We start from the raw sequence: 18,011 nt of genomic DNA on the forward strand, positions 1-18,011 counted from the left end.
GGCGCTCTCAACGCTTAACCCGGGATAACAGCCTGCGCGGTTTGGCCATCGCCTTCGGGCGCGGCGATGATGTCGCGGGTGATGCTGCCTTTGTTGACCGTATTGGTCTGCGGATCGCCAACCGAAGAACGAATACCCATTTCGGCATTGCCCGAACTCGTTGAGATCGCGCGTTCAGCGGCAGAACGCGGCGCGATACCGCCAAACAAAGCGTCCAAAACCTGTTCCTGACCGCCATCAGCCGGACGGATTGCCGTTGCCGCAGTTGGCTCCAGCGCGAAATCGGGTGGAACCACCAAAGGCGCAGCGCGGCCAATGGATGGCGCTGCTTCTTTGCCCGCCGAGGAACAACCCGACAACAATGGCAGGGTCGCGATCGCCATAGCGAGTAGGGCTGATTTCGTTTTCATATGCATATCCATTTACTGGGCAGATTGCGGACGGGGCGCAGGTGCTGCGCTACCGAACATGGCGTCCAAAACCTGTTGCTTCGTATCGTCTTCTTGCGGGCGCGGCGCATCGGGTGTCGGCGCGGCCAACTTAAACTCGGTTGGAACCTGAAGTGGCTTTGACCGGCTTACGGCAAATTCGTCTGGCCGGTCACGGTCAAACACGCTGGTGGTGCCGCAGCCCGAAAGCGCGAGCAAAGCAACTGACGCCGCTGCAAACATATTGATCCGCTTCATGATTTCTCCACTATGTCAGCGCTGCTTTCGGGTTGCTGAACGTCAGCCCCGTCACCGGTTTGCTTGTCGCTTATCAGGAAGGCGCGGGCAAGCAATATCAGCACGCCAATGCTGATGCAGGCATCGGCCAGGTTGAATATGTAAAAGGGCCGGAATGCGCCAATGTGCAAATCGGCATAATCGACGACATAGCCATAGCGCACGCGGTCCACGATATTGCCAAGCGCGCCGCCCAAAACGAGCGACAAAGCCAGCACATCACCGCGCAGTTTCTCCCGCCACATCCACACCGCGACACCCGCGGCAATCACGGTTGTCAGCGCCACCAACGCCCAGCGTTCGCCATCGCTATCGGCGGTCAGAAAGCTCATCGAAACGCCGCGATTTTCGGCATAGCGCAGGTCGAAGAACGAAATGATGTGAATGACACCGCGGCTTTGCAACTGAAGCGGGCCAAGCATCGTATATTTCACAATCTGGTCCGCGATGAACACAAGGCTGGCCAGCATGATGCCCTGAAGGCGGAATTTAGGATTGGGGTTCATGAGCGATCCTCCCCGTTTACGGGGAGGGGGACCACGCAACGCGTGGTGGAGGGGGATGTAGGTGCACGCATGTCCCCTCGTGTAAACTGCCAGCCCCCTCCGTCAACCCCATGGGTTGCCACCTCCCCACAGGTGGGGAGGATTTGGGAAGGCTTACCCACCAAAGCGGCATCGTCACCCTGAACTTGTTTCAGGGTCTTAATATTGCTCCGCCCAAAGGTAGATGCGGAAACGCGTCCAGCATGGCGGGCTTTAGCCGATCTTTGTGCCTTCGTGGCTTTGTGCGAACCCTTCATGCTTTTTGGTTCGCACAAAGGCACAAAGGCACGAAGAAGATCATTACCCACCAACAACATCCGTACAGCGACCACACAACGCGCCATCGTCCACAACCTCGGGAAGATGCCGCCAGCAACGACCGCATTTGTGGTTGGTGGTTTTGACTGCGCCAGCGCTGTCGCCCTGATGGACAGCCGAGACGATGAATATTTCAGCGAGATCTACATCGCCGAACGCACCATTGTGGGTGTATTCAACTTCAAGGCTGGAACCGACAATCTTCTCACGGCGCATGGGTTCGATTTGTTCGGTTGCGACCATACGCGCCGCACGGATGCTCGACCATTTTTCAGCCAAGGCCGCGTCAAGAACGGCGGGAACCTCCGGCCAATCCGAAAAATGCACGCTGTCGGCATCGGGGAAGCGCGTTTGCCACACCTCTTCGCTGGTGAAGACCAACACCGGCGCGGCATAACGCACGAGGGCGTGGAACAAGGTGTCGAGTACCGTGCGATACGCCATCCGCTTGGGATCGGTCGGTGCGTCGCAATAGAGGCAATCTTTGCGGATATCGAAGAAGAATGCCGACAGGTCTTCGTTGCAAAACTCGGTTAGCAAACGGACATAAGTGTTAAAGTCAAAATCATTGACCGCCGCCTTCAACTTCGCGTCCATATCCGCGAGCAGATGGAGCATATAACGCTCCAGCTCGGGCATATCGGCGACCGCGACCTTTTCCGCGTCCGAAAAGCCGTCGAGCGCGCCCAATAGATAGCGGAAGGTGTTACGCAATTTGCGATATTGGTCGGAAACGCCCTGCAGGATTTCCTTGCCGATCCGGTGGTCTTCGGTGAAGTCCACGGTCAACGCCCACAGCCGCAAAATATCCGCGCCGCTGTCGCGCATCAGGTCGAGCGGGTTGATCGTGTTGCCCAGCGACTTGGACATTTTCATGCCCTTTTGATCCATCGTAAAGCCGTGGGTCAGCACCGCGTTATAGGGCGCACGGCCCCGCGTGCCGCAGCTTTGCAACAGGCTTGACTGGAACCAGCCGCGATGCTGGTCGCTGCCTTCAAGATAGAGGTCCGCTGGCCATTGCAGGTCGGGCCAACGTCCGCTTTCAAGGACGAAAGCATGCGTGCAGCCTGAATCGAACCAGACGTCGAGAATGTCGGTAACGCGTTCATAATCGGCAAGCGCATAGTCGCTGCCCAGATATGCCTGTGCGCGTTCGTCGCTCCAGCCATCGACGCCATTTTCGCGAATGCCCGCGATGATGCGTGCGTTCACGCCCGCGTCGCAGAGATATTGGCCGGACTTGCGATCCACAAAAAGTGTAATCGGCACGCCCCATGCGCGCTGGCGGGACAGCACCCAGTCGGGGCGACCTTCGACCATTGCGGTGATGCGGTTCTGGCCCTTTTCCGGAACCCAGCGGGTTTCCGAGATCGCGGTCATTGCGGTTTCCCTCAAAGACCGAAGCCCTGAGCCTGTCGAAGGGCGGCTCTCGTCCGATACGCGTGCTTCGACAAGCTCAGCACTACGGTTTAGGTCGAGCGGCTTATCCATCGGCACGAACCATTGCGGGGTGCAGCGATAGATAACTTTCGCCTTTGACCGCCAGCTGTGCGGATAGCTGTGCTTATAATCCGCCGATGCCGCGAGCAACCCGCCAGCCGCGTGCAACGCACTGCAGATGGGGCCGTCAGGCGCGTTGAATTTGGGGTTAATGACGCTGCCCTCACCGCCGAGCCAGAGCCAATCGGCGCGATATTTGCCATCGCCTTCGACAGCAAAAACAGGCTCGATGCCGTTCGCCTTGCACAGGTCAAAGTCATCCTCGCCATGGTCAGGCGCCATATGGACAAGGCCCGTACCGCTGTCGGTGGTGACGAAATCGCCCGCGAGCATCGGACGCGGCTTGGCAAAGAAACCGCCCAGTTCGTGCATCGGGTGGCGGACCATTGTTCCGGCGAGAGCTGAACCCTGAAAAAACTGCCTGTCCGTTCCGGGGATGTCGAGAACTTTTACTTCGTGGTTATCGTTCAAGTCTCGACCAACGAACTTACTCAGGCGGTCCACAAATGCAGTATTCTGTACAGCCGCAACAAGGTAGCGACGACCATCATATTCGAGCAAGTTGTATCCTACTGTCGGCCCGTAAGCCAAAGCCTGATTGACCGGAATCGTCCAAGGCGTCGTTGTCCAGATCACCGCATGTGCGCCAACCAATTCCGCAATCGGCGATTCCACAATCTCAAACGCCACATCGATCTGCGTCGAAACGATGTCCTCATATTCGACTTCAGCTTCGGCCAAGGCGGTCTTTTCCACCGGCGACCACATGACAGGCTTTGCACCGCGATACAACTGGCCGCTCTCTGCGAACTTCAACAGCTCCGAAACAATGGTCGCCTCGGCTTGGAAATCCATCGTCAGATAGGGATTGTCCCAATCGGCATTGATGCCCAGCCGCTTCAATTGTTCGCGCTGCGTGTCGACCCAATGCTGCGCATAAGCGCGGCATTCGGCGCGGAACTCTTGCGCAGGAACTTCGTCCTTGTTGAGCTTTTTCTTGCGATATTGCTCTTCAACCTTCCACTCGATGGGCAGGCCGTGGCAATCCCAACCGGGCACATAAGGCGCATCTTTGCCCAACAATGTCTGTGTGCGGACGACCATGTCCTTCAGGATATGGTTCAGCGCGTGGCCGATATGCATGTCGCCATTGGCGTAAGGCGGGCCGTCATGCAGAATGAACTTCTCACGACCGCGGCGGCGATTGCGCAACTCCGCATAAAAATCCTGCGCCTGCCAACGCGCCAGAATGCCCGGCTCCTTCTGCGGAAGGCCGGCCTTCATAGGGAAATCTGTTTTCGGCAGGAAAACGGTGTCGCGATAGTCGATAGGGTCAGTCATGTTGTGCGGGTGCCTAAAGGATATGGCGCTGCAAATAAAGCCTGTATCCGCGCTGTTGCACGCGCCGCATCATGTGGAGATGGTTCACGCAGAGGCGCAGAGGGCGCAGAGGTGGCGACGCCACATCCCCGCACCGTCATCCTGAACTTGTTTCAGGATAACATCAGGCGGTGGTTTGTTATCCCGAAACAAGTTCGGGATGACGAAACCGGGGGGCGTTGTTCGGGGCTTCTCCCCCCACTCCACCCACTACGCGCGCAATATCCGGCGGGCTTCGTCGCAATCCTGCGCCATTTGCGCCATCAGTGCGTCCAGACTGTCAAACTTTGCCTCTCCGCGAATGAAGGCGTGGAATTCGATTTCGATATTCTGCCCATAGAGGTCTTCGGCAAAGTCGAAGAAATGCGGCTCAAGCAACTCCTTGGGCGGATCGAACGTTGGGCGAATGCCAAGGTTCGCGGCACCATTTAGCACGCGGCCATCGGGCAAGCGGCCCTTCACCGCATAAATGCCGTACCGCGGGCGCAGATAATGGCCCATGTCGATATTGGCGGTGGGGAAACCCAATAGCCGCCCGTTTTTATCGCCATGCTGCACGATGCCCGCAACCGTGAACGGCCGGGTGAGCAAAGCGGTGGCCGTGGCGCAGTCGCCATCCTTAAGCGCATTGCGGATACGGCTGGACGATATCACGCCGCCATCATCGACCACTGGCCCCATGGCGGTCGACGTCAGGCCATGCGCAGCGCCCAGGTCGCGCATCACGTCAATATTGCCGCCGCGTTTATGCCCAAAGGTAAAGTCTTCGCCCGTGACCACAGCCGATATGCCCAAACGTTCCATCAGCAATGTGACGATGAAATCTTCGGCGCTGGTCGCAGCCAGCTCTGCATCGAAATCAAACACCAGCATTGCGTCGGCACCGGCTTCAGCAAAAAGCCGCTGGCGTTGATCGAGCGTCGTTAGCCGGAACCAGGGCGATTCCGGCGCAAAAAAGCGCACGGGGTGCGGATCAAATGTCGCGATAATCGCTGGCTTTCCCGCCGCCTTTGCCTGTTGTATCGCTGCGCCAGAAACGGCCTGATGCCCCAAATGAAAGCCATCAAAATTGCCCAAGGCAACAACACCGCCACGCAATGCGTCAGGCGTTCGGTCTTTGGCAGAAAGGCGGGGAATGGTCATTGCGCGGTGGCAGCCTTTTCCATCGGGACCAAGCCAGCACGGATGACGCGCAATGCGTTTTCACCCATGACGGCGCGAATTTCGTCGGGCGTGAAACCTTCGTCCATCAACGCTTGGGTGACTTGCGCGAGTTGCGAGGTATCGAAACGCACCGTGGTCGCGCCATCATAGTCCGATCCCAAAGCAACGTGCTGAATGCCCACGAGATCGCGCACATGCTTCATCGCCTTGGCCGCGGCACGCGGATCGGTGGAGCATATTGCGCCTTCCCAATAGCCGATGCCAATGATGCCGCCGGTTTTGGCGACGCCGCGCACTTCGTCATCGGTCAGGTTGCGGTTGACCTTGCACGTCGCTTGCACGCCGCCATGGCTGGAGACCACGGGACGTTTCGCCATGGCCAAAACCTCGGCAACGCCAGCATGGCTGAGATGCGCGATGTCGACGATCATGCCCTTTGCCTCCATCCGGCGCAATATGTCGCGACCGAACGGCGTCAGTCCGCCTTTTTTGAGGCCGTGCATCGACCCGCCCAATTCATTGTCAAAGAAATGCGTGAACCCCGCCATGCGGAACCCGGCGTCGTACAACCGGTCGAGATTCTCGGCCTTGCCTTCAAGATTATGGAGGCCTTCAATGGTCAGCATGGCGCCGACAGTGCTCCGGTCCTTTTGACGTGCGGCCAGCAAGGCATCGAGCTGCTGCGCCTTGTCCACCGCTTGCAATTTCCCGTCCGACCCGCTGACCGCACTATCGCGCTTCGACGCGTGATATAGCGACCGCTCGACCAATGAGCGCCATGTCTTGACCGGCTGCAACTGCGCAAAGGTCAGCAGCGTGATATTGTCCGTGTCCGCACCATTGCCATCATAATTCTGGCCTTTGGGCGTTTTGGTGACCGACGAGAAAAGCTGAAGCGCGACATTGCCCTCTTGCAAGCGCGGCAAATCCATATGGCCACGATCCGCACGATCGCCCAAATCGCGGTTCCACATCAACGTGTCGCTGTGCAGGTCTACGATGTTCAATGTCTTGTGCAACGCCTTGGCCTCATCGCTGACCTTGATCAGCGGCTGGCCGTCCACCGCGTTCATCGAATCTTCGACATAGCCGGGTAAAAATCCGAAAAAGCCAATCGCAGCAGCGCCAATCAGCGTCAGTGGAATCCAGAATTTCTTACGCATCATTTCCCCCCATATACCGCGTGTTTAGTTCTTTGCCCGCCGGACAAGCGTTACAAAATCAAACGCTGGTGCGCCGTTCAACGCGGCATGGCTTTCGCGGGACAGCTCGTCCCACTCCGCCATATCGAAATCCGGGACCGACGTGTCGCCCTCGGGCTGCGCCGCAATCTGCGTCAATTCAATGCGGTCCGCGAGCGGCAGAAACAGATTATAGATTTCCGCGCCGCCAATAACGCACACATGTGGGCCATTGGCGCGCTTCAACGCGTCGGCAACCGAATGCGCGATTTCGGCGCCCTCTTCTTCCCACGCGGTATCGCGGGTCAAAACAATGTGGCGTCGGCCATCCAGGAGGCCGGGCAGGCTGTCAAAGGTCTTGCGCCCCATAATCATGGGCCGGCCCTTGGTTATTTGTTTGAAATGCCGCAGGTCCGCAGGGAGATGCCACGGCATGCCGCCATCTTTCCCGATGACTCCATTGGCGGCGCGGGCGAGGACAAGGATAATTTCGGGATGATTCATAACCCCGCTTTGCCTTGAAAAACTTAGCGATACAAGCGGGTGACGTGGCCTATTTTTCGGCCCGGGCGCGCTTGTGCCTTTCCATAGAGATGCAGATGCGCCGCAGGGTCGGCCAAAATCTGTTCAAAGGCGTCGCCATCATCCCCGATCAGGTTCTGCATTTCGACACGGGCCGCCACCGTTTCAGTGCTGCCAAGCGGCAGTCCACAAATCGCGCGGATGTGGTTTTCAAACTGGCTGGTGGCCGCGCCTTCAATCGTCCAGTGGCCGCTATTGTGCACGCGCGGTGCGATTTCATTGAACAACGGGCCGGCGCTGCTGGCAAAAAATTCGGCGGTAAATACGCCGACATAATCAAGCTTGGTCGCAACCGCCGCCGCCATATCGCGCGCCGCCTGTTGCTGGCTTTCCACGAGCGCGCCAGCGGGCAGTGTCGATGTTGCCAAAATACCGCCGACATGCACATTGTGCGAACTGTCCCAAAAGCGGATCTCGCCATCTTGGCCGCGCACCAATATCACCGAAAATTCCGCATCGAACTGCACCATGGCTTCCGCGATCAGCGGCTGCACACCCGTCTGCGCCCATGCATCGGCGAGATCGTCCTGCGACGTGACGCGAAGCTGCCCCTTGCCGTCATAGCCCATGCGGATCGTCTTCAGGATGCACGGGATACCCACCGCATCAACCGCCGCCTGCACGTCGCCTTGCACATTTGCGATCGCGAAGTTGGCTGTCTGTCCGCCAAGGCTGCGCACAAAGCGCTTTTCGGCATCGCGATCCTGCGCAACTTCCAACGCCTTGACCGGCGGATAAATGGGGACAAGGCCGGCAATTGTTTCAAGCGGTGCAACGGGCACATTTTCAAATTCGAAGGTCACGACATCGCATTGCTGCGCGAATTCTTTCAACGCGGCATGGTCGTCATAAGCGCCGATGCTGCTGTGCGCGGCGACGTCGAACGCCACATTGTCCCCCGCTGGCGCGTAAATATGGCAGCGATAGCCAAGCTGGGCCGCCGCAACCGCCAGCATCCGGCCAAGCTGGCCGCCACCCAAAATCCCAATGGTCGAACCAGGAGGCAACGCAGTCATCGGCTTGCTCTCACTCCGGCGTTTCGGCGACCGACGCGGTCTGGGCCGCGCGCCATGCATCCAGCCGTGACGCGAGCGCTGCATCATTATTGGCCAGCATCGCCGCGGCCAAAAGCGCGGCGTTCGTTGCGCCCGCCTTGCCAATTGCGAGTGTGCCGACCGGAATGCCTGCAGGCATTTGGACGATCGACAACAGGCTGTCCATGCCGTCCAGCGCCTTTGACTGCACCGGCACGCCAAGCACCGGAAGCCGCGTCATCGACGCCGCCATACCGGGCAAATGCGCCGCGCCACCCGCGCCAGCAATAATGCATTGCAGGCCCCTATCGGCCGCGCTCTTTGCATATGCATACAGACGTTCAGGCGTACGGTGCGCGGACACCACTTTGCATTCATGGGGAATGTCGAGCGCGGTCAGCGTGGCTGACGCTTCGCGCATCGTGTCCCAGTCCGAACGGCTTCCCATGATGATGCCAATAAGCGGCGCTGAGTCAGTCATGTGTCACTCCCCTGACAACTTCGATGGCATGGCCTTAGCCGCGTGGTGCAAAAGGCGCAATCCAGCAACAATAGGATAATCACTGACCCGCGCACGCACGCGGCACGACAATGTTACCGCGCGGATAGATAGTGATATGCACCGTTCAAATTGTCGTCGAGTTCATAGACAATCGGTTGGCCGGTCGGGATTTCAAGGCCATTGATATCCGCATCCGAAATGCCCGAAATATGCTTCACCAGCGCGCGCAAGCTGTTGCCATGCGCAGAGATTAGAACGGTTTTACCCGCCTTTAGCTCAGGGACAATGGCACTCTCCCAATAGGGCAGAACGCGCAGTATCGTATCCTTCAGGCTTTCGGACGCGGGAATTTTGATGCCCGCATAACGCGGATCAGACGACAGGTCATAAGGCGATCCCACCTCCAATGGCGGCGGCGGAATATCAAAACTCCGGCGCCAAATTTTGACCTGTTCGTCGCCATGCTTGGCCGCGGTCTCGGCCTTATCAAGGCCGGTCAGGCCGCCATAATGCCGTTCGTTCAATTGCCAGTTCTTGGTCACCGGAACCCAAAGCCGACCCATCGCCTCAAGCGCGAGGTTCAACGTCTTGATCGCGCGCGTCTGCACGCTGGTAAAGGCGACATCAGGGGCAATGCCCTTGACCTTCATCAATTCGCCCGCGGCCCACGCTTCGGCTGCGCCTTTTTCGGTCACATCAACATCCCACCAACCGGTGAACCGGTTTTCCAGATTCCATTGGGATTGTCCGTGGCGAATGAGGATAAGCTTGGGCATGGGAGTTCCTTCGTTGTTTGACCGCGCCCTAACGCAAGTTGCTCAAATCGCCAAGGTCATGAAACGGCTAAACGGGTCTTCGACATAATCGCCAAAGGGTGGGCAATATTCAAACCCATGCGCTTCATACAGCGCCAACGCCGGCGCGAAGTCTGCGCTCGATCCTGTCTCAAGGCTCAAACGGTGATACCCACGGTCGCGTGCTTGCGAAATGATATGCGTCAGCATTTTGGCACCGACACCTTTGCGCAGATGGTCGGCGTGCGTCCGCATCGATTTGACCTCACCATGTTCGGGCGTCAGCTCTTTCAACGCCCCGCATCCCGCAAGCGCGTCCCCGTCCCAGATCGACCAGAACGTGACATCGGGCGCATTCAGCCCGTCGAAATCGAGAAAATGACAGCTTTCCGGTGGCGAGCTTGCCAGCATCCCGGCGAAATGCGTTTCCAGCAAGGCGCGGATTTCGTTGCCGGAAAGATCATCCACGATGATGCGCATAAGGGCTGCCTACACCATCTCCGCCAGCGTCGCGAGGCACTCGCGGGCCAGCAGGCGGCAACGTTCGGGCGACCATCCCTGATAGGGATCATTGCCGTGCACCGTGTCTTTGTATGGCATTTCGAGCGTCATCGACACGCATCTATGCGACGGGCCAAAACGCTCGGCGAGCTGGTTTGTCGACATGGTCAAATTGGCCTTTCCCGGTCCCGCCTTGGTGTATCCCAACTCGGTCTGGAAATCGGGCGTGCGCGCGGCGAGGCGATTGATGAAATTATTGTACCGCGCACCTTGATCATCGGTCCATGACGGGATGCCTTCAAACCCGGCCATGAATGCAGCGGGAATGGCCTCATCCCCATGAACATCTATCGCCCAATGCACGCCGGTTTCATCCATGGCGTTGCGAATTCCCAGAACCTCTGGACTACGCTCCAAGCTTGGCTCGGCCCATTCGCGGTTCAGGTTTACGCCCGCAAAATTGGTACGCAAATGTCCGCGGCAGCTGCCGTCGGGATTACAATTGGGCACGATATGCAACCGGCATTTTTCCAGCAACACGCGGGTGTGCGGATCGCTCAGGTCGGTGAGCATATCCAGCGCACCTTCCATCCAATATTCAGCCTGCGTTTCGCCCGGATGCTGGCGCGCGTATAGCCAGACCTGAGTGTCGCCATCGCCCATCGACAGGCAATCAATGGGCTGCCCTTCAAGGCTGTGGCCCAAGCAACGGTAGGCAACGCCTTCGCATGTTGCGGCGTCGGCGACCAAATCATGGTGGCGTTCCATGCTAAACGGCGCGAAATAGGCGAACCAGACAATGTCGCTGGCGGGCGTGTAGCGAATGGTCAGAGTGCCGCCGTCCGCGGCTTTGTCATAAATGGTATCGGCGCGGCCCCAGTAATCGCGGTCTTCCGAAACGCAGGCGCGATAATCTGGCCAACCGCCGGGATAGGCGCTGCCTTCCAAGCCCGTAATGCGCAGTTCCAGTTCCTCACCCGCTGCACACGCAACGCGGAAGTGGAACCATTGCGCAAACTCCGAATCCTTATCTTTGCGGATGCCAAGGGTGGCGCTGTTGCCATCGATGGCGTGCACTAGGATGTTACCGCTGTCGAATGCAGCATTGATATCGGTGATCGGCATTTTTGGTTCGCTCTCGCAATGAAGTTTATGGAACGCGAATAGTCTCGCCAGACACGCCGGGGAAGTCCTTAAACAAAGCTTCCGCCAATTTAGAGGCCGCAATAGCGGGCTGCGCGGCAGGCGAGCCCGCTTTGGCAGATTGCACCGCCCTCCCTTCCCATATCACCAGCTGGTCACTGCGCCGGATGATGCGCACCGCCATACTGGTCTGCAATAATGCTGCCGAACCGCCACCAAGATTGATGCCAACGCCCAAGCCAATGCTCGACCCATAGCTGCCGGTTGATCCGCCGACGCCCACGGAAACCGGTGACCGGCGCTCCGGGTGTATCATAGTCGCGCCAAAGCGTATCTCGGCAACAACGTCGCTTATGCCCGCTTGATTGCCATAGCCGACCCGCTGCATTTCACGCGTCACCGCCGCAACATAAGGCGAAGCCGATAAAGATCGGTCCGCCGCCGATTCGCCCGCAAGCTCAACCACGAAACTGCCATTGCCATAAGGCACGCCTTCGGCCGCGCGGTTAAAGCGCGTGACCTCTACAGGGCCAGTGGGAGCGACACAGGCCGACAACAGTGAAAGCGCGAGAAGTGGCAAGATTCGTGGAGTTTTCATCATGGTCCCATCCTTAAGCACGTCATATATCATGGCAAGCTATGTATGGGGGCTGAATCGCATAATAGCGCCGAACGCGCTTGACTTTACGCCGGCCCACCCATAGGAGCGCGCCTTCAATTCAAGCTTTATGCATCAAAAAGACGGGTAAATCCGATGAAAGTCGTTAATTCTCTCAAGTCGCTCAAAGGCCGCCATCGTGACAACCGCGTGATTCGTCGTCGTGGCCGGACCTATGTCATCAACAAGACTCAGCCACGCTTTAAGGCGCGCCAGGGTTAATTGGCCGCTGCCTGCGCAACGCGGGCAGATGGTTTTATCAAAAGACCGCTCCGAATCTGATTCGCGGGCGGTTTTTTTGCGTCTGCACTCTAGGATTGACCCATGAGCAAGATCACCACTGTCGTGTTTGATGTCGGCAAAGTGCTGTTCGAATGGGATTTGCGGCATCTTTTTGCAAAGTTGATCGCCGACAAGGCGGAGCTGGAATATTTCGTCACGCATGTCGTCACGCCCGAATGGCATTTTCAGCATGATGCCGGCCGGCCCTTGGCAGAAATGACCGCTGAACGGACCGCGCTATATCCAAAATATAAAAACGAGATCGACGCCTACCGGACACGTTTTAACGAGACGATCCCCGGCCCTGTCACAGGATCGCTGGAAATCGTACGCGAACTGGCCGAGCGCGCCGTCCCGCTTTTTGCCATTACCAATTTTGGTGCGGAGTTTTGGGAGAGGTTCCGCCCGACCCAACCGATTTTTGATCATTTCGGAGATGTTGTCGTCTCGGGCGTCGAGAAAATGGTTAAGCCAGACCCCGATATCTATGCGCTGGCGCTGCGGCGCTTTGGGCTGAAGCCCGGCGAGGCGATATTCATCGATGACAATCACGACAATGTCGTCAGCGCCCGCGCCAATGGCTTTGCTGCGCATCATTTTACCGATGCAGAAAAGCTGCGCCGCGAATTGGTGGCACTTGATTTACTGGTTTAAGTTTTTGCACGAAGCGGCGCGGAGATTAGGACATATTCTCGGCGTCCTTGGCGCCTCGACATCAACCAAAAAACATCAGCGCAAGGCCTTCCATTCAGCGCCCGTCTGTGCTTAAGCGACCGGCGAAACTCTTTATTGTCGAGGATGTAATCTCCCATGAATATCCATGAATATCAGGCCAAAGAACTGCTTGCGAAATTTGGTGTGGCTTGTCCCGCTGGTATCGCGGCGCTCAGCGTTGAAGAAGCGGTTGCGGCTGCGAAGCAATTGCCTGGTCCGCTTTATGTCGTGAAGTCGCAAATCCACGCAGGCGGACGCGGTAAGGGCAAGTTCAAGGAATTGGGTCCCGATGCAAAGGGCGGTGTTCGCTTGGCCTTCAACTTGGACGAAGTTGAATCGCATGCGAAAGAAATGCTGGGCAACACGCTGGTGACCATCCAGACCGGAGCCGAAGGCAAGCAAGTCAACCGTCTGTACATCACCGATGGCGCCGACATTAAGCAGGAATTCTACCTCGCATTGTTGGTCGATCGCGCGACCAGCCGGATTGCTATCGTTGCCTCAACCGAAGGCGGCATGAACATTGAAGACGTGGCACATGACAGCCCCGAGAAGATTCACACCATCGTTGTTGATCCAGCAACCGGACTTCAGCCGCACCATGGCCGCAGCGTTGCAAAGGCGCTTGGCCTGACGGGTGATTTGGCAAAGCAAGCACAGACCGTGGTTACTGGCCTTTATGCCGCGTTCCTGGGCACCGATGCCGAACAGATTGAAATCAACCCGCTCGCTGTGTGCGAAGGCAAGAATGGCGACGAGCTGTTGGTGCTGGATGCCAAGGTTGCATTTGATGGCAATGCGATGTTCCGCCACAAGGATCTCGCCGAGCTGCGCGACCTGACCGAAGAAGATCCAGCTGAAGTCGAAGCATCCGAATATGACCTTGCGTATATCAAGCTCGACGGCAACATCGGCTGCATGGTCAACGGCGCTGGTCTTGCGATGGCGACGATGGACATCATCAAGCTGAACGGCGAATTCCCCGCGAACTTCTTGGACGTAGGTGGCGGCGCTTCGAAGGAAAAGGTGACGGCGGCATTCAAGATCATTCTGAAGGACCCTGCCGTAAAGGGCATTTTGGTCAACATCTTCGGCGGCATCATGAAATGCGACATCATCGCGGACGGCATCGTTGCTGCGGCAAAGGAAGTGAACCTGTCGGTGCCGCTCGTTGTCCGCCTCGAAGGCACCAATGTGCAGCAGGGCAAGGACATCCTCGCCAATAGCGGCCTGCCCATCGTATCGGCCAACGACCTTGGCGATGCAGCCGAGAAAATCGTCGCGGAAGTACGCAAGGCAGCTTAATGTATCGAACGCTTGACGTTCACGTTAACGTTAAGCATAGGCGCACCAGTTTAGGCGGGCATTCACTCGCCATTTGAGTCGGTATGGAAGGATGAGCAGATGAAGATCATCGTCCCCGTTAAGCGGGTCATCGATTATAATGTTAAGCCGCGGGTTAAGCCCGATGGTTCGGGTGTTGATTTGGCGAATGTCAAAATGAGCATGAACCCGTTTGACGAAATCGCAGTCGAAGAAGCGCTGCGTTTGCGTGAAAAGGGCGTTGCGACCGAAGTCATCGCGGTGTCGATCGGGCCGGACAAGGCACAAGAAACATTGCGCACGGCGCTCGCCATGGGTGCGGACCGCGCGATCCTCGTCGTTGCTGAAGATGTCGAGCCGCTCGCGGTTGCCAAGATCCTTGCAAAGGTCATGGACGAAGAACAGCCCGGCCTTGTCATTCTTGGCAAGCAAGCGATTGACGATGACTCGAACCAGACGGGCCAAATGCTCGCTGCGTTGACGGGTCGCCCGCAGGGCACCTTTGCCAACACGGTCAACGTGTCGGGTGATGCAGTGCATGTTGCGCGCGAAGTCGATGGCGGTCTGCAGACCGTGGCGTTGAAGATGCCAGCCATCATCACGACCGACCTGCGCTTGAACGAGCCACGTTATGCGTCGCTGCCGAACATCATGAAAGCAAAGTCCAAGCCACTCGCGCAGAAAACACCTGCCGATTATGGTGTGGACGTTAGCCCACGCCTCAAGACATTGAAGGTTGTTGAACCGCCTGTGCGTAGCGCCGGTATCAAGGTTGCCGACGTCGATGCGCTGGTTGCAAAGCTCAAGGAAATGGGAGTGGCCGCATGAAGACCCTCGTTTATGCCGAACATGACAATGCATCGCTGAAGGATGCTACCCTTGCCGTCGTCACCGCTGCATCGCAGATTGGCGAAGTGCATGTCCTCGTCGCGGGATCAGGCTGCGGCGCCGTTGCCGAACAGGCTGCAAAAATCGCTGGCGTGACCACTGTGCATGTGGCCGATGACGCAGCTTATGCGCAGCAGTTGGCAGAAAATGTTGCGCCTTTGGTGGCATCCTTGATGGCAACGCATGACGCGTTTTTGGCGCCTGCCACATCGAACGGCAAGAACATCGCACCGCGCGTTGCTGCCTTGCTGGATGTCATGCAAATCTCCGACATCCTCAGCGTTGAAAGCGCGGATACGTTCACGCGTCCCATCTATGCCGGTAACGCGATTGCGACTGTCCAGTCGTCCGATGCCAAGAAGGTCATCACCGTTCGCGGCACAGCCTTTGCCAAGGCTGAAGAAACCGGCGGTTCTGCTGCAATCCAAGCTGTCTCGGGCAGCGGCGATGCGGGCACGTCGACATTCATCTCGGCGGAAATCGCGAAGCAAGAACGCCCTGAACTGACATCGGCCAAGATCATCGTATCCGGCGGCCGCGCGCTCAAGGACTCGGCGACGTTCAGCGAAGTCATCTTGCCCCTCGCTGACAAGCTTGGCGCAGGCGTTGGCGCAAGCCGCGCTGCTGTCGATGCGGGTTACGTTCCCAATGACTATCAGGTCGGCCAGACCGGCAAGATCGTTGCCCCTGAAGTCTATATCGCGGTCGGCATCTCCGGCGCGATCCAGCATCTTGCTGGCATGAAGGACTCCAAGGTCATCATCGCCATCAACAAGGATGAAGACGCACCGATCTTCCAAGTTGCAGACATCGGCCTTGTTGGTGACCTGTTTACGGTCGTGCCTGAATTGGTCGGCAAGCTGTAAGCACGTTCACATTTGAGCTTTAAAAGGGGCGGTCAGAAATGGCCGCCCTTTTCTTTTGAGCAACCCAAACGCAGTTTCAAAATCCGCTTAAGAAGCTGGCGAGATTTTCGCCCAAATTGTCGACCGCATAGCCGCCCTCGGTCAGGACAACCGTCGGCAATCCGGTCGCGGCAATGTCCCTGGCCAGCGTGGCATAATCCGATGTCTTCAGCGCGAAATTGGCGATGGGGTCGCCTTCAAAGGTATCCGCGCCGAAGCTGACAATCAGGAGGCCGGGGTCGAACCGGGCAATGGCATACAGCGCAGTCGCTTGTGCCGCGCGGAAGGCGGTGAGCGTTGTTCCTTGCGGCAATGGCAGATTCAGCGTCGCCCCTTCCCCCGCGCCTTCGCCGACTTCATCGGCATGGCCCCAGTAAAAGGGGAAATCGGTCGCCGGATCCGCATGGACCGAAGCATAAAAGACATCGCCCCGGTCCCAGAAAATATCCTGCGTGCCGTTGCCATGATGATAATCAATGTCGAGAATGGCGACGCGCGCGATACCGGCGTCGCGCGCCGCTTGCGCCGCAACCGCCGCTTGGTTGATGAAGCAATATCCGCCAAGATAGTCGGCCCCTGCATGATGGCCGGGCGGACGGCACAAAGCCGTGGCGACGCGGTCGCCAGACAGCACAGCGTCCAGCGCCGACAGGGCCGACTGCGTGCTCCAATAGGCCGAGGTCCAGCTGTCGGCAGTGAGCGGCGTGGAGCTGTCCATGCTGTAGCGGCCGGCCAATGCGTCAATACGCGTCAAGTCCAACGCGCGCCGACGTACCACGGGCCATATATAGCCCATCACATCACCTGAGCGTCCGGCGGCAAGCCAACGGTCATGCGCAGTCTTCAGATATGCGATGTACCCTGCATCATGCACCGCCAATATCGGTGCCTCTCCATGGTCGGTGGGCCGTTGCGTGGCGGGCACGCCTGCACATAGCGCCTGTGCGCGCGCGGGCGTTTCGGCATAAGGGACGAACGCACCATTATGCAGCTCTTGAACCGGCGCATGGTCAAGCTGGCGGGGATCAAAAAACAGGCGCATCGTTCGGTCTATTCCAGGTTACATGATGCCGCCGCATAGCCCGACAACATGCACTTTGCGAGAGCTTGCGCGTTTCCTGCCACCGACATCAGCTTCATGACGACCTTCGGCACGGCCGACATGATTGTGCAATCGGTGAACGTCCATGTGCCGGGCTTGCAGCTGTAGCCCTATTTGTGTTATAACATACGTATGAACAAGCCAATCAAAGTTATAAAAGTCGGCAACAGCGCCGGTATGATTCTTCCCAAAGAGATACTCGCCAAGCTGCGGGTGTCGCTTGGCGACGAATTATATCTGACGGAAACCGCTAACGGCTTTCACCTGACCCCAAGCGACCCCGGCTTTGAGGCAAAGATGGCGTTGGCCGAAACGATCATGCGTGAGGACCGCGACATATTGCGCGTGTTGGCGCAGTAAGGGCCGCAATTGCCTCCGGCCATTCGAATTGAGCCCCATTGGCTCGACGCACGCGATGCGCTTGCCATTCATGACCGGCAGATTGCCGAGCATGGCGGGATTAGCGGCGTGCGCGATTCCAACTTGCTGGACTCGGCATTAGGACGACCCGTGAACCAGTGGAATTATGGCACGGACGATCCCGCTGCACTGGCTGCGGCTTATGCATATGGTGTTGCCCGCAACCATCCTTTTGCCGATGGCAACAAACGCACAGCATGGGTAATTGCGCGTTTGTTTTTGGCGCTCAACGGGCATGCACTGACATTCGATCCACAGGACGCGACACGCATTGTTTTGGCCCTGGCCGCGGGTGAATTATCGGAAGAAGAACTCACCACTTGGTTCCGCGATCATCTGGCCTAGGGTCA

The 18,011-nt window shown here is 57.8% G+C and carries 21 protein-coding genes; 7 read left to right on the forward strand and 14 right to left on the reverse strand.

From position 1 onward, the window contains the following. Nucleotides 1-14 precede the first annotated feature (14 nt). The 13 genes from ACIQZK_RS02235 to ACIQZK_RS02295 form a co-directional block, all read right to left on the reverse strand. Nucleotides 15-410 carry a DUF3035 domain-containing protein gene (locus tag ACIQZK_RS02235; protein ID WP_397574720.1) on the reverse strand — a complete coding sequence of 132 codons (396 nt, stop codon included), beginning with the start codon at nucleotides 408-410 and terminating at the stop codon, nucleotides 15-17. Between the two features lie 12 nt (nucleotides 411-422). Next, on the reverse strand, nucleotides 423-686 hold the full coding sequence (locus tag ACIQZK_RS02240; protein WP_397574721.1) for a DUF3035 domain-containing protein: 264 nt from the start codon (nucleotides 684-686) through the stop codon (nucleotides 423-425). Further along, nucleotides 683-1,231, reverse strand: a complete 549-nt coding sequence (lspA, locus tag ACIQZK_RS02245; RefSeq protein WP_397574722.1) for a signal peptidase II — start codon at nucleotides 1,229-1,231, stop codon at nucleotides 683-685. The genes ACIQZK_RS02240 and lspA overlap by 4 nt, the downstream gene beginning before the upstream one ends. Nucleotides 1,232-1,570: 339 nt before the next feature. Beyond that, nucleotides 1,571-4,429, reverse strand: coding sequence for an isoleucine--tRNA ligase (ileS, locus tag ACIQZK_RS02250; protein WP_397574723.1), 2,859 nt, complete (start codon nucleotides 4,427-4,429; stop codon nucleotides 1,571-1,573). A 249-nt stretch (nucleotides 4,430-4,678) separates the two neighbouring features. Then, nucleotides 4,679-5,605 carry a bifunctional riboflavin kinase/FAD synthetase gene (locus tag ACIQZK_RS02255; protein ID WP_397574765.1) on the reverse strand — a complete coding sequence of 309 codons (927 nt, stop codon included), beginning with the start codon at nucleotides 5,603-5,605 and terminating at the stop codon, nucleotides 4,679-4,681. Between the two features lie 2 nt (nucleotides 5,606-5,607). Further along, complete coding sequence (locus tag ACIQZK_RS02260) at nucleotides 5,608-6,795, reverse strand: dipeptidase (protein ID WP_397574766.1); 1,188 nt, start codon at nucleotides 6,793-6,795, stop codon at nucleotides 5,608-5,610. Nucleotides 6,796-6,819: 24 nt separating this feature from the next. After that, complete coding sequence (locus tag ACIQZK_RS02265) at nucleotides 6,820-7,317, reverse strand: dihydrofolate reductase (protein WP_397574724.1); 498 nt, start codon at nucleotides 7,315-7,317, stop codon at nucleotides 6,820-6,822. A 23-nt stretch (nucleotides 7,318-7,340) separates the two neighbouring features. Beyond that, the gene (locus tag ACIQZK_RS02270) at nucleotides 7,341-8,411 is read right to left on the reverse strand and encodes a 5-(carboxyamino)imidazole ribonucleotide synthase (protein WP_397574725.1); all 1,071 of its coding nucleotides are present in this window, start codon (nucleotides 8,409-8,411) and stop codon (nucleotides 7,341-7,343) included. A gap of 10 nt (nucleotides 8,412-8,421) precedes the next feature. Next, complete coding sequence (gene purE, locus ACIQZK_RS02275; protein ID WP_395634754.1) at nucleotides 8,422-8,910, reverse strand: 5-(carboxyamino)imidazole ribonucleotide mutase; 489 nt, start codon at nucleotides 8,908-8,910, stop codon at nucleotides 8,422-8,424. Nucleotides 8,911-9,023: 113 nt separating this feature from the next. Continuing rightward, on the reverse strand, nucleotides 9,024-9,707 hold the full coding sequence (gene gpmA / locus ACIQZK_RS02280) for a 2,3-diphosphoglycerate-dependent phosphoglycerate mutase (RefSeq protein ID WP_397574726.1): 684 nt from the start codon (nucleotides 9,705-9,707) through the stop codon (nucleotides 9,024-9,026). 42 nt (nucleotides 9,708-9,749) lie between these two features. Further along, entirely contained in the window at nucleotides 9,750-10,205 is a 456-nt protein-coding gene (locus ACIQZK_RS02285) for a GNAT family N-acetyltransferase (protein ID WP_397574727.1), read from the reverse strand. Between the two features lie 9 nt (nucleotides 10,206-10,214). Next, on the reverse strand, nucleotides 10,215-11,351 hold the full coding sequence (locus tag ACIQZK_RS02290; protein WP_397574728.1) for a M14-type cytosolic carboxypeptidase: 1,137 nt from the start codon (nucleotides 11,349-11,351) through the stop codon (nucleotides 10,215-10,217). A 25-nt stretch (nucleotides 11,352-11,376) separates the two neighbouring features. Further along, entirely contained in the window at nucleotides 11,377-11,970 is a 594-nt protein-coding gene (locus tag ACIQZK_RS02295) for a hypothetical protein (protein ID WP_397574729.1), read from the reverse strand. A gap of 153 nt (nucleotides 11,971-12,123) precedes the next feature. Between ACIQZK_RS02295 and ykgO the strand changes: the two genes are divergently transcribed. The 5 genes from ykgO to ACIQZK_RS02320 all read left to right on the forward strand — a co-directional run bounded on the left by ykgO (nucleotide 12,124) and on the right by ACIQZK_RS02320 (nucleotide 16,100). Next, nucleotides 12,124-12,249, forward strand: a complete 126-nt coding sequence (gene ykgO, locus ACIQZK_RS02300; protein WP_125229386.1) for a type B 50S ribosomal protein L36 — start codon at nucleotides 12,124-12,126, stop codon at nucleotides 12,247-12,249. 102 nt (nucleotides 12,250-12,351) lie between these two features. Further along, nucleotides 12,352-12,963 carry an HAD family hydrolase gene (locus tag ACIQZK_RS02305; protein ID WP_397574730.1) on the forward strand — a complete coding sequence of 204 codons (612 nt, stop codon included), beginning with the start codon at nucleotides 12,352-12,354 and terminating at the stop codon, nucleotides 12,961-12,963. A 156-nt stretch (nucleotides 12,964-13,119) separates the two neighbouring features. Continuing rightward, nucleotides 13,120-14,328: an ADP-forming succinate--CoA ligase subunit beta gene (gene sucC, locus ACIQZK_RS02310; protein WP_397574731.1), complete on the forward strand. Its 1,209-nt coding sequence runs from the start codon at nucleotides 13,120-13,122 to the stop codon at nucleotides 14,326-14,328. 99 nt (nucleotides 14,329-14,427) lie between these two features. Further along, the gene (locus ACIQZK_RS02315; protein ID WP_395636618.1) at nucleotides 14,428-15,174 is read left to right on the forward strand and encodes an electron transfer flavoprotein subunit beta/FixA family protein; all 747 of its coding nucleotides are present in this window, start codon (nucleotides 14,428-14,430) and stop codon (nucleotides 15,172-15,174) included. Next, a complete protein-coding gene (locus tag ACIQZK_RS02320) occupies nucleotides 15,171-16,100 on the forward strand; it encodes an electron transfer flavoprotein subunit alpha/FixB family protein (protein ID WP_397574732.1) in 930 nt (309 codons plus the stop codon). The genes ACIQZK_RS02315 and ACIQZK_RS02320 overlap by 4 nt, the downstream gene beginning before the upstream one ends. Before the next feature lie 76 nt (nucleotides 16,101-16,176). Here ACIQZK_RS02320 and ACIQZK_RS02325 read toward each other — a convergent pair whose 3' ends face one another. Then, on the reverse strand, nucleotides 16,177-17,181 hold the full coding sequence (locus ACIQZK_RS02325) for a histone deacetylase family protein (protein ID WP_397574733.1): 1,005 nt from the start codon (nucleotides 17,179-17,181) through the stop codon (nucleotides 16,177-16,179). A gap of 192 nt (nucleotides 17,182-17,373) precedes the next feature. On the opposite strand from ACIQZK_RS02325, the gene ACIQZK_RS02330 reads away from it, so the two are divergent. Continuing rightward, entirely contained in the window at nucleotides 17,374-17,601 is a 228-nt protein-coding gene (locus ACIQZK_RS02330; RefSeq protein ID WP_397574734.1) for an AbrB/MazE/SpoVT family DNA-binding domain-containing protein, read from the forward strand. A 9-nt stretch (nucleotides 17,602-17,610) separates the two neighbouring features. Beyond that, nucleotides 17,611-18,006 carry a type II toxin-antitoxin system death-on-curing family toxin gene (locus ACIQZK_RS02335; RefSeq protein ID WP_397574735.1) on the forward strand — a complete coding sequence of 132 codons (396 nt, stop codon included), beginning with the start codon at nucleotides 17,611-17,613 and terminating at the stop codon, nucleotides 18,004-18,006. The last annotated feature ends 5 nt before the right edge of the window (nucleotides 18,007-18,011 follow it).

Source organism: Sphingorhabdus sp. (assembly GCF_044338195.1).
Lineage (GTDB): Bacteria > Pseudomonadota > Alphaproteobacteria > Sphingomonadales > Sphingomonadaceae > Sphingorhabdus_B.

Excerpts from the sequence above, each read along its gene's own strand:
- ACIQZK_RS02235 (WP_397574720.1), bottom strand. The coding sequence starts at position 410 with ATGAAAACGAAATCAGCCCTACTCGCTATGGCGATCGCGACCCTGCCA.
- ACIQZK_RS02240 (WP_397574721.1), bottom strand. The coding sequence starts at position 686 with ATGAAGCGGATCAATATGTTTGCAGCGGCGTCAGTTGCTTTGCTCGCG.
- lspA (WP_397574722.1), bottom strand. The coding sequence starts at position 1,231 with ATGAACCCCAATCCTAAATTCCGCCTTCAGGGCATCATGCTGGCCAGC.
- ileS (WP_397574723.1), bottom strand. The coding sequence starts at position 4,429 with ATGACTGACCCTATCGACTATCGCGACACCGTTTTCCTGCCGAAAACA.
- ACIQZK_RS02260 (WP_397574766.1), bottom strand. The coding sequence starts at position 6,795 with ATGCGTAAGAAATTCTGGATTCCACTGACGCTGATTGGCGCTGCTGCG.
- ACIQZK_RS02265 (WP_397574724.1), bottom strand. The coding sequence starts at position 7,317 with ATGAATCATCCCGAAATTATCCTTGTCCTCGCCCGCGCCGCCAATGGA.
- ACIQZK_RS02270 (WP_397574725.1), bottom strand. The coding sequence starts at position 8,411 with ATGACTGCGTTGCCTCCTGGTTCGACCATTGGGATTTTGGGTGGCGGC.
- purE (WP_395634754.1), bottom strand. The coding sequence starts at position 8,910 with ATGACTGACTCAGCGCCGCTTATTGGCATCATCATGGGAAGCCGTTCG.
- gpmA (WP_397574726.1), bottom strand. The coding sequence starts at position 9,707 with ATGCCCAAGCTTATCCTCATTCGCCACGGACAATCCCAATGGAATCTG.
- ACIQZK_RS02285 (WP_397574727.1), bottom strand. The coding sequence starts at position 10,205 with ATGCGCATCATCGTGGATGATCTTTCCGGCAACGAAATCCGCGCCTTG.
- ACIQZK_RS02290 (WP_397574728.1), bottom strand. The coding sequence starts at position 11,351 with ATGCCGATCACCGATATCAATGCTGCATTCGACAGCGGTAACATCCTA.
- ACIQZK_RS02295 (WP_397574729.1), bottom strand. The coding sequence starts at position 11,970 with ATGATGAAAACTCCACGAATCTTGCCACTTCTCGCGCTTTCACTGTTG.
- ykgO (WP_125229386.1), top strand. The coding sequence starts at position 12,124 with ATGAAAGTCGTTAATTCTCTCAAGTCGCTCAAAGGCCGCCATCGTGAC.
- ACIQZK_RS02305 (WP_397574730.1), top strand. The coding sequence starts at position 12,352 with ATGAGCAAGATCACCACTGTCGTGTTTGATGTCGGCAAAGTGCTGTTC.
- sucC (WP_397574731.1), top strand. The coding sequence starts at position 13,120 with ATGAATATCCATGAATATCAGGCCAAAGAACTGCTTGCGAAATTTGGT.
- ACIQZK_RS02315 (WP_395636618.1), top strand. The coding sequence starts at position 14,428 with ATGAAGATCATCGTCCCCGTTAAGCGGGTCATCGATTATAATGTTAAG.
- ACIQZK_RS02320 (WP_397574732.1), top strand. The coding sequence starts at position 15,171 with ATGAAGACCCTCGTTTATGCCGAACATGACAATGCATCGCTGAAGGAT.
- ACIQZK_RS02325 (WP_397574733.1), bottom strand. The coding sequence starts at position 17,181 with ATGCGCCTGTTTTTTGATCCCCGCCAGCTTGACCATGCGCCGGTTCAA.
- ACIQZK_RS02330 (WP_397574734.1), top strand. The coding sequence starts at position 17,374 with ATGAACAAGCCAATCAAAGTTATAAAAGTCGGCAACAGCGCCGGTATG.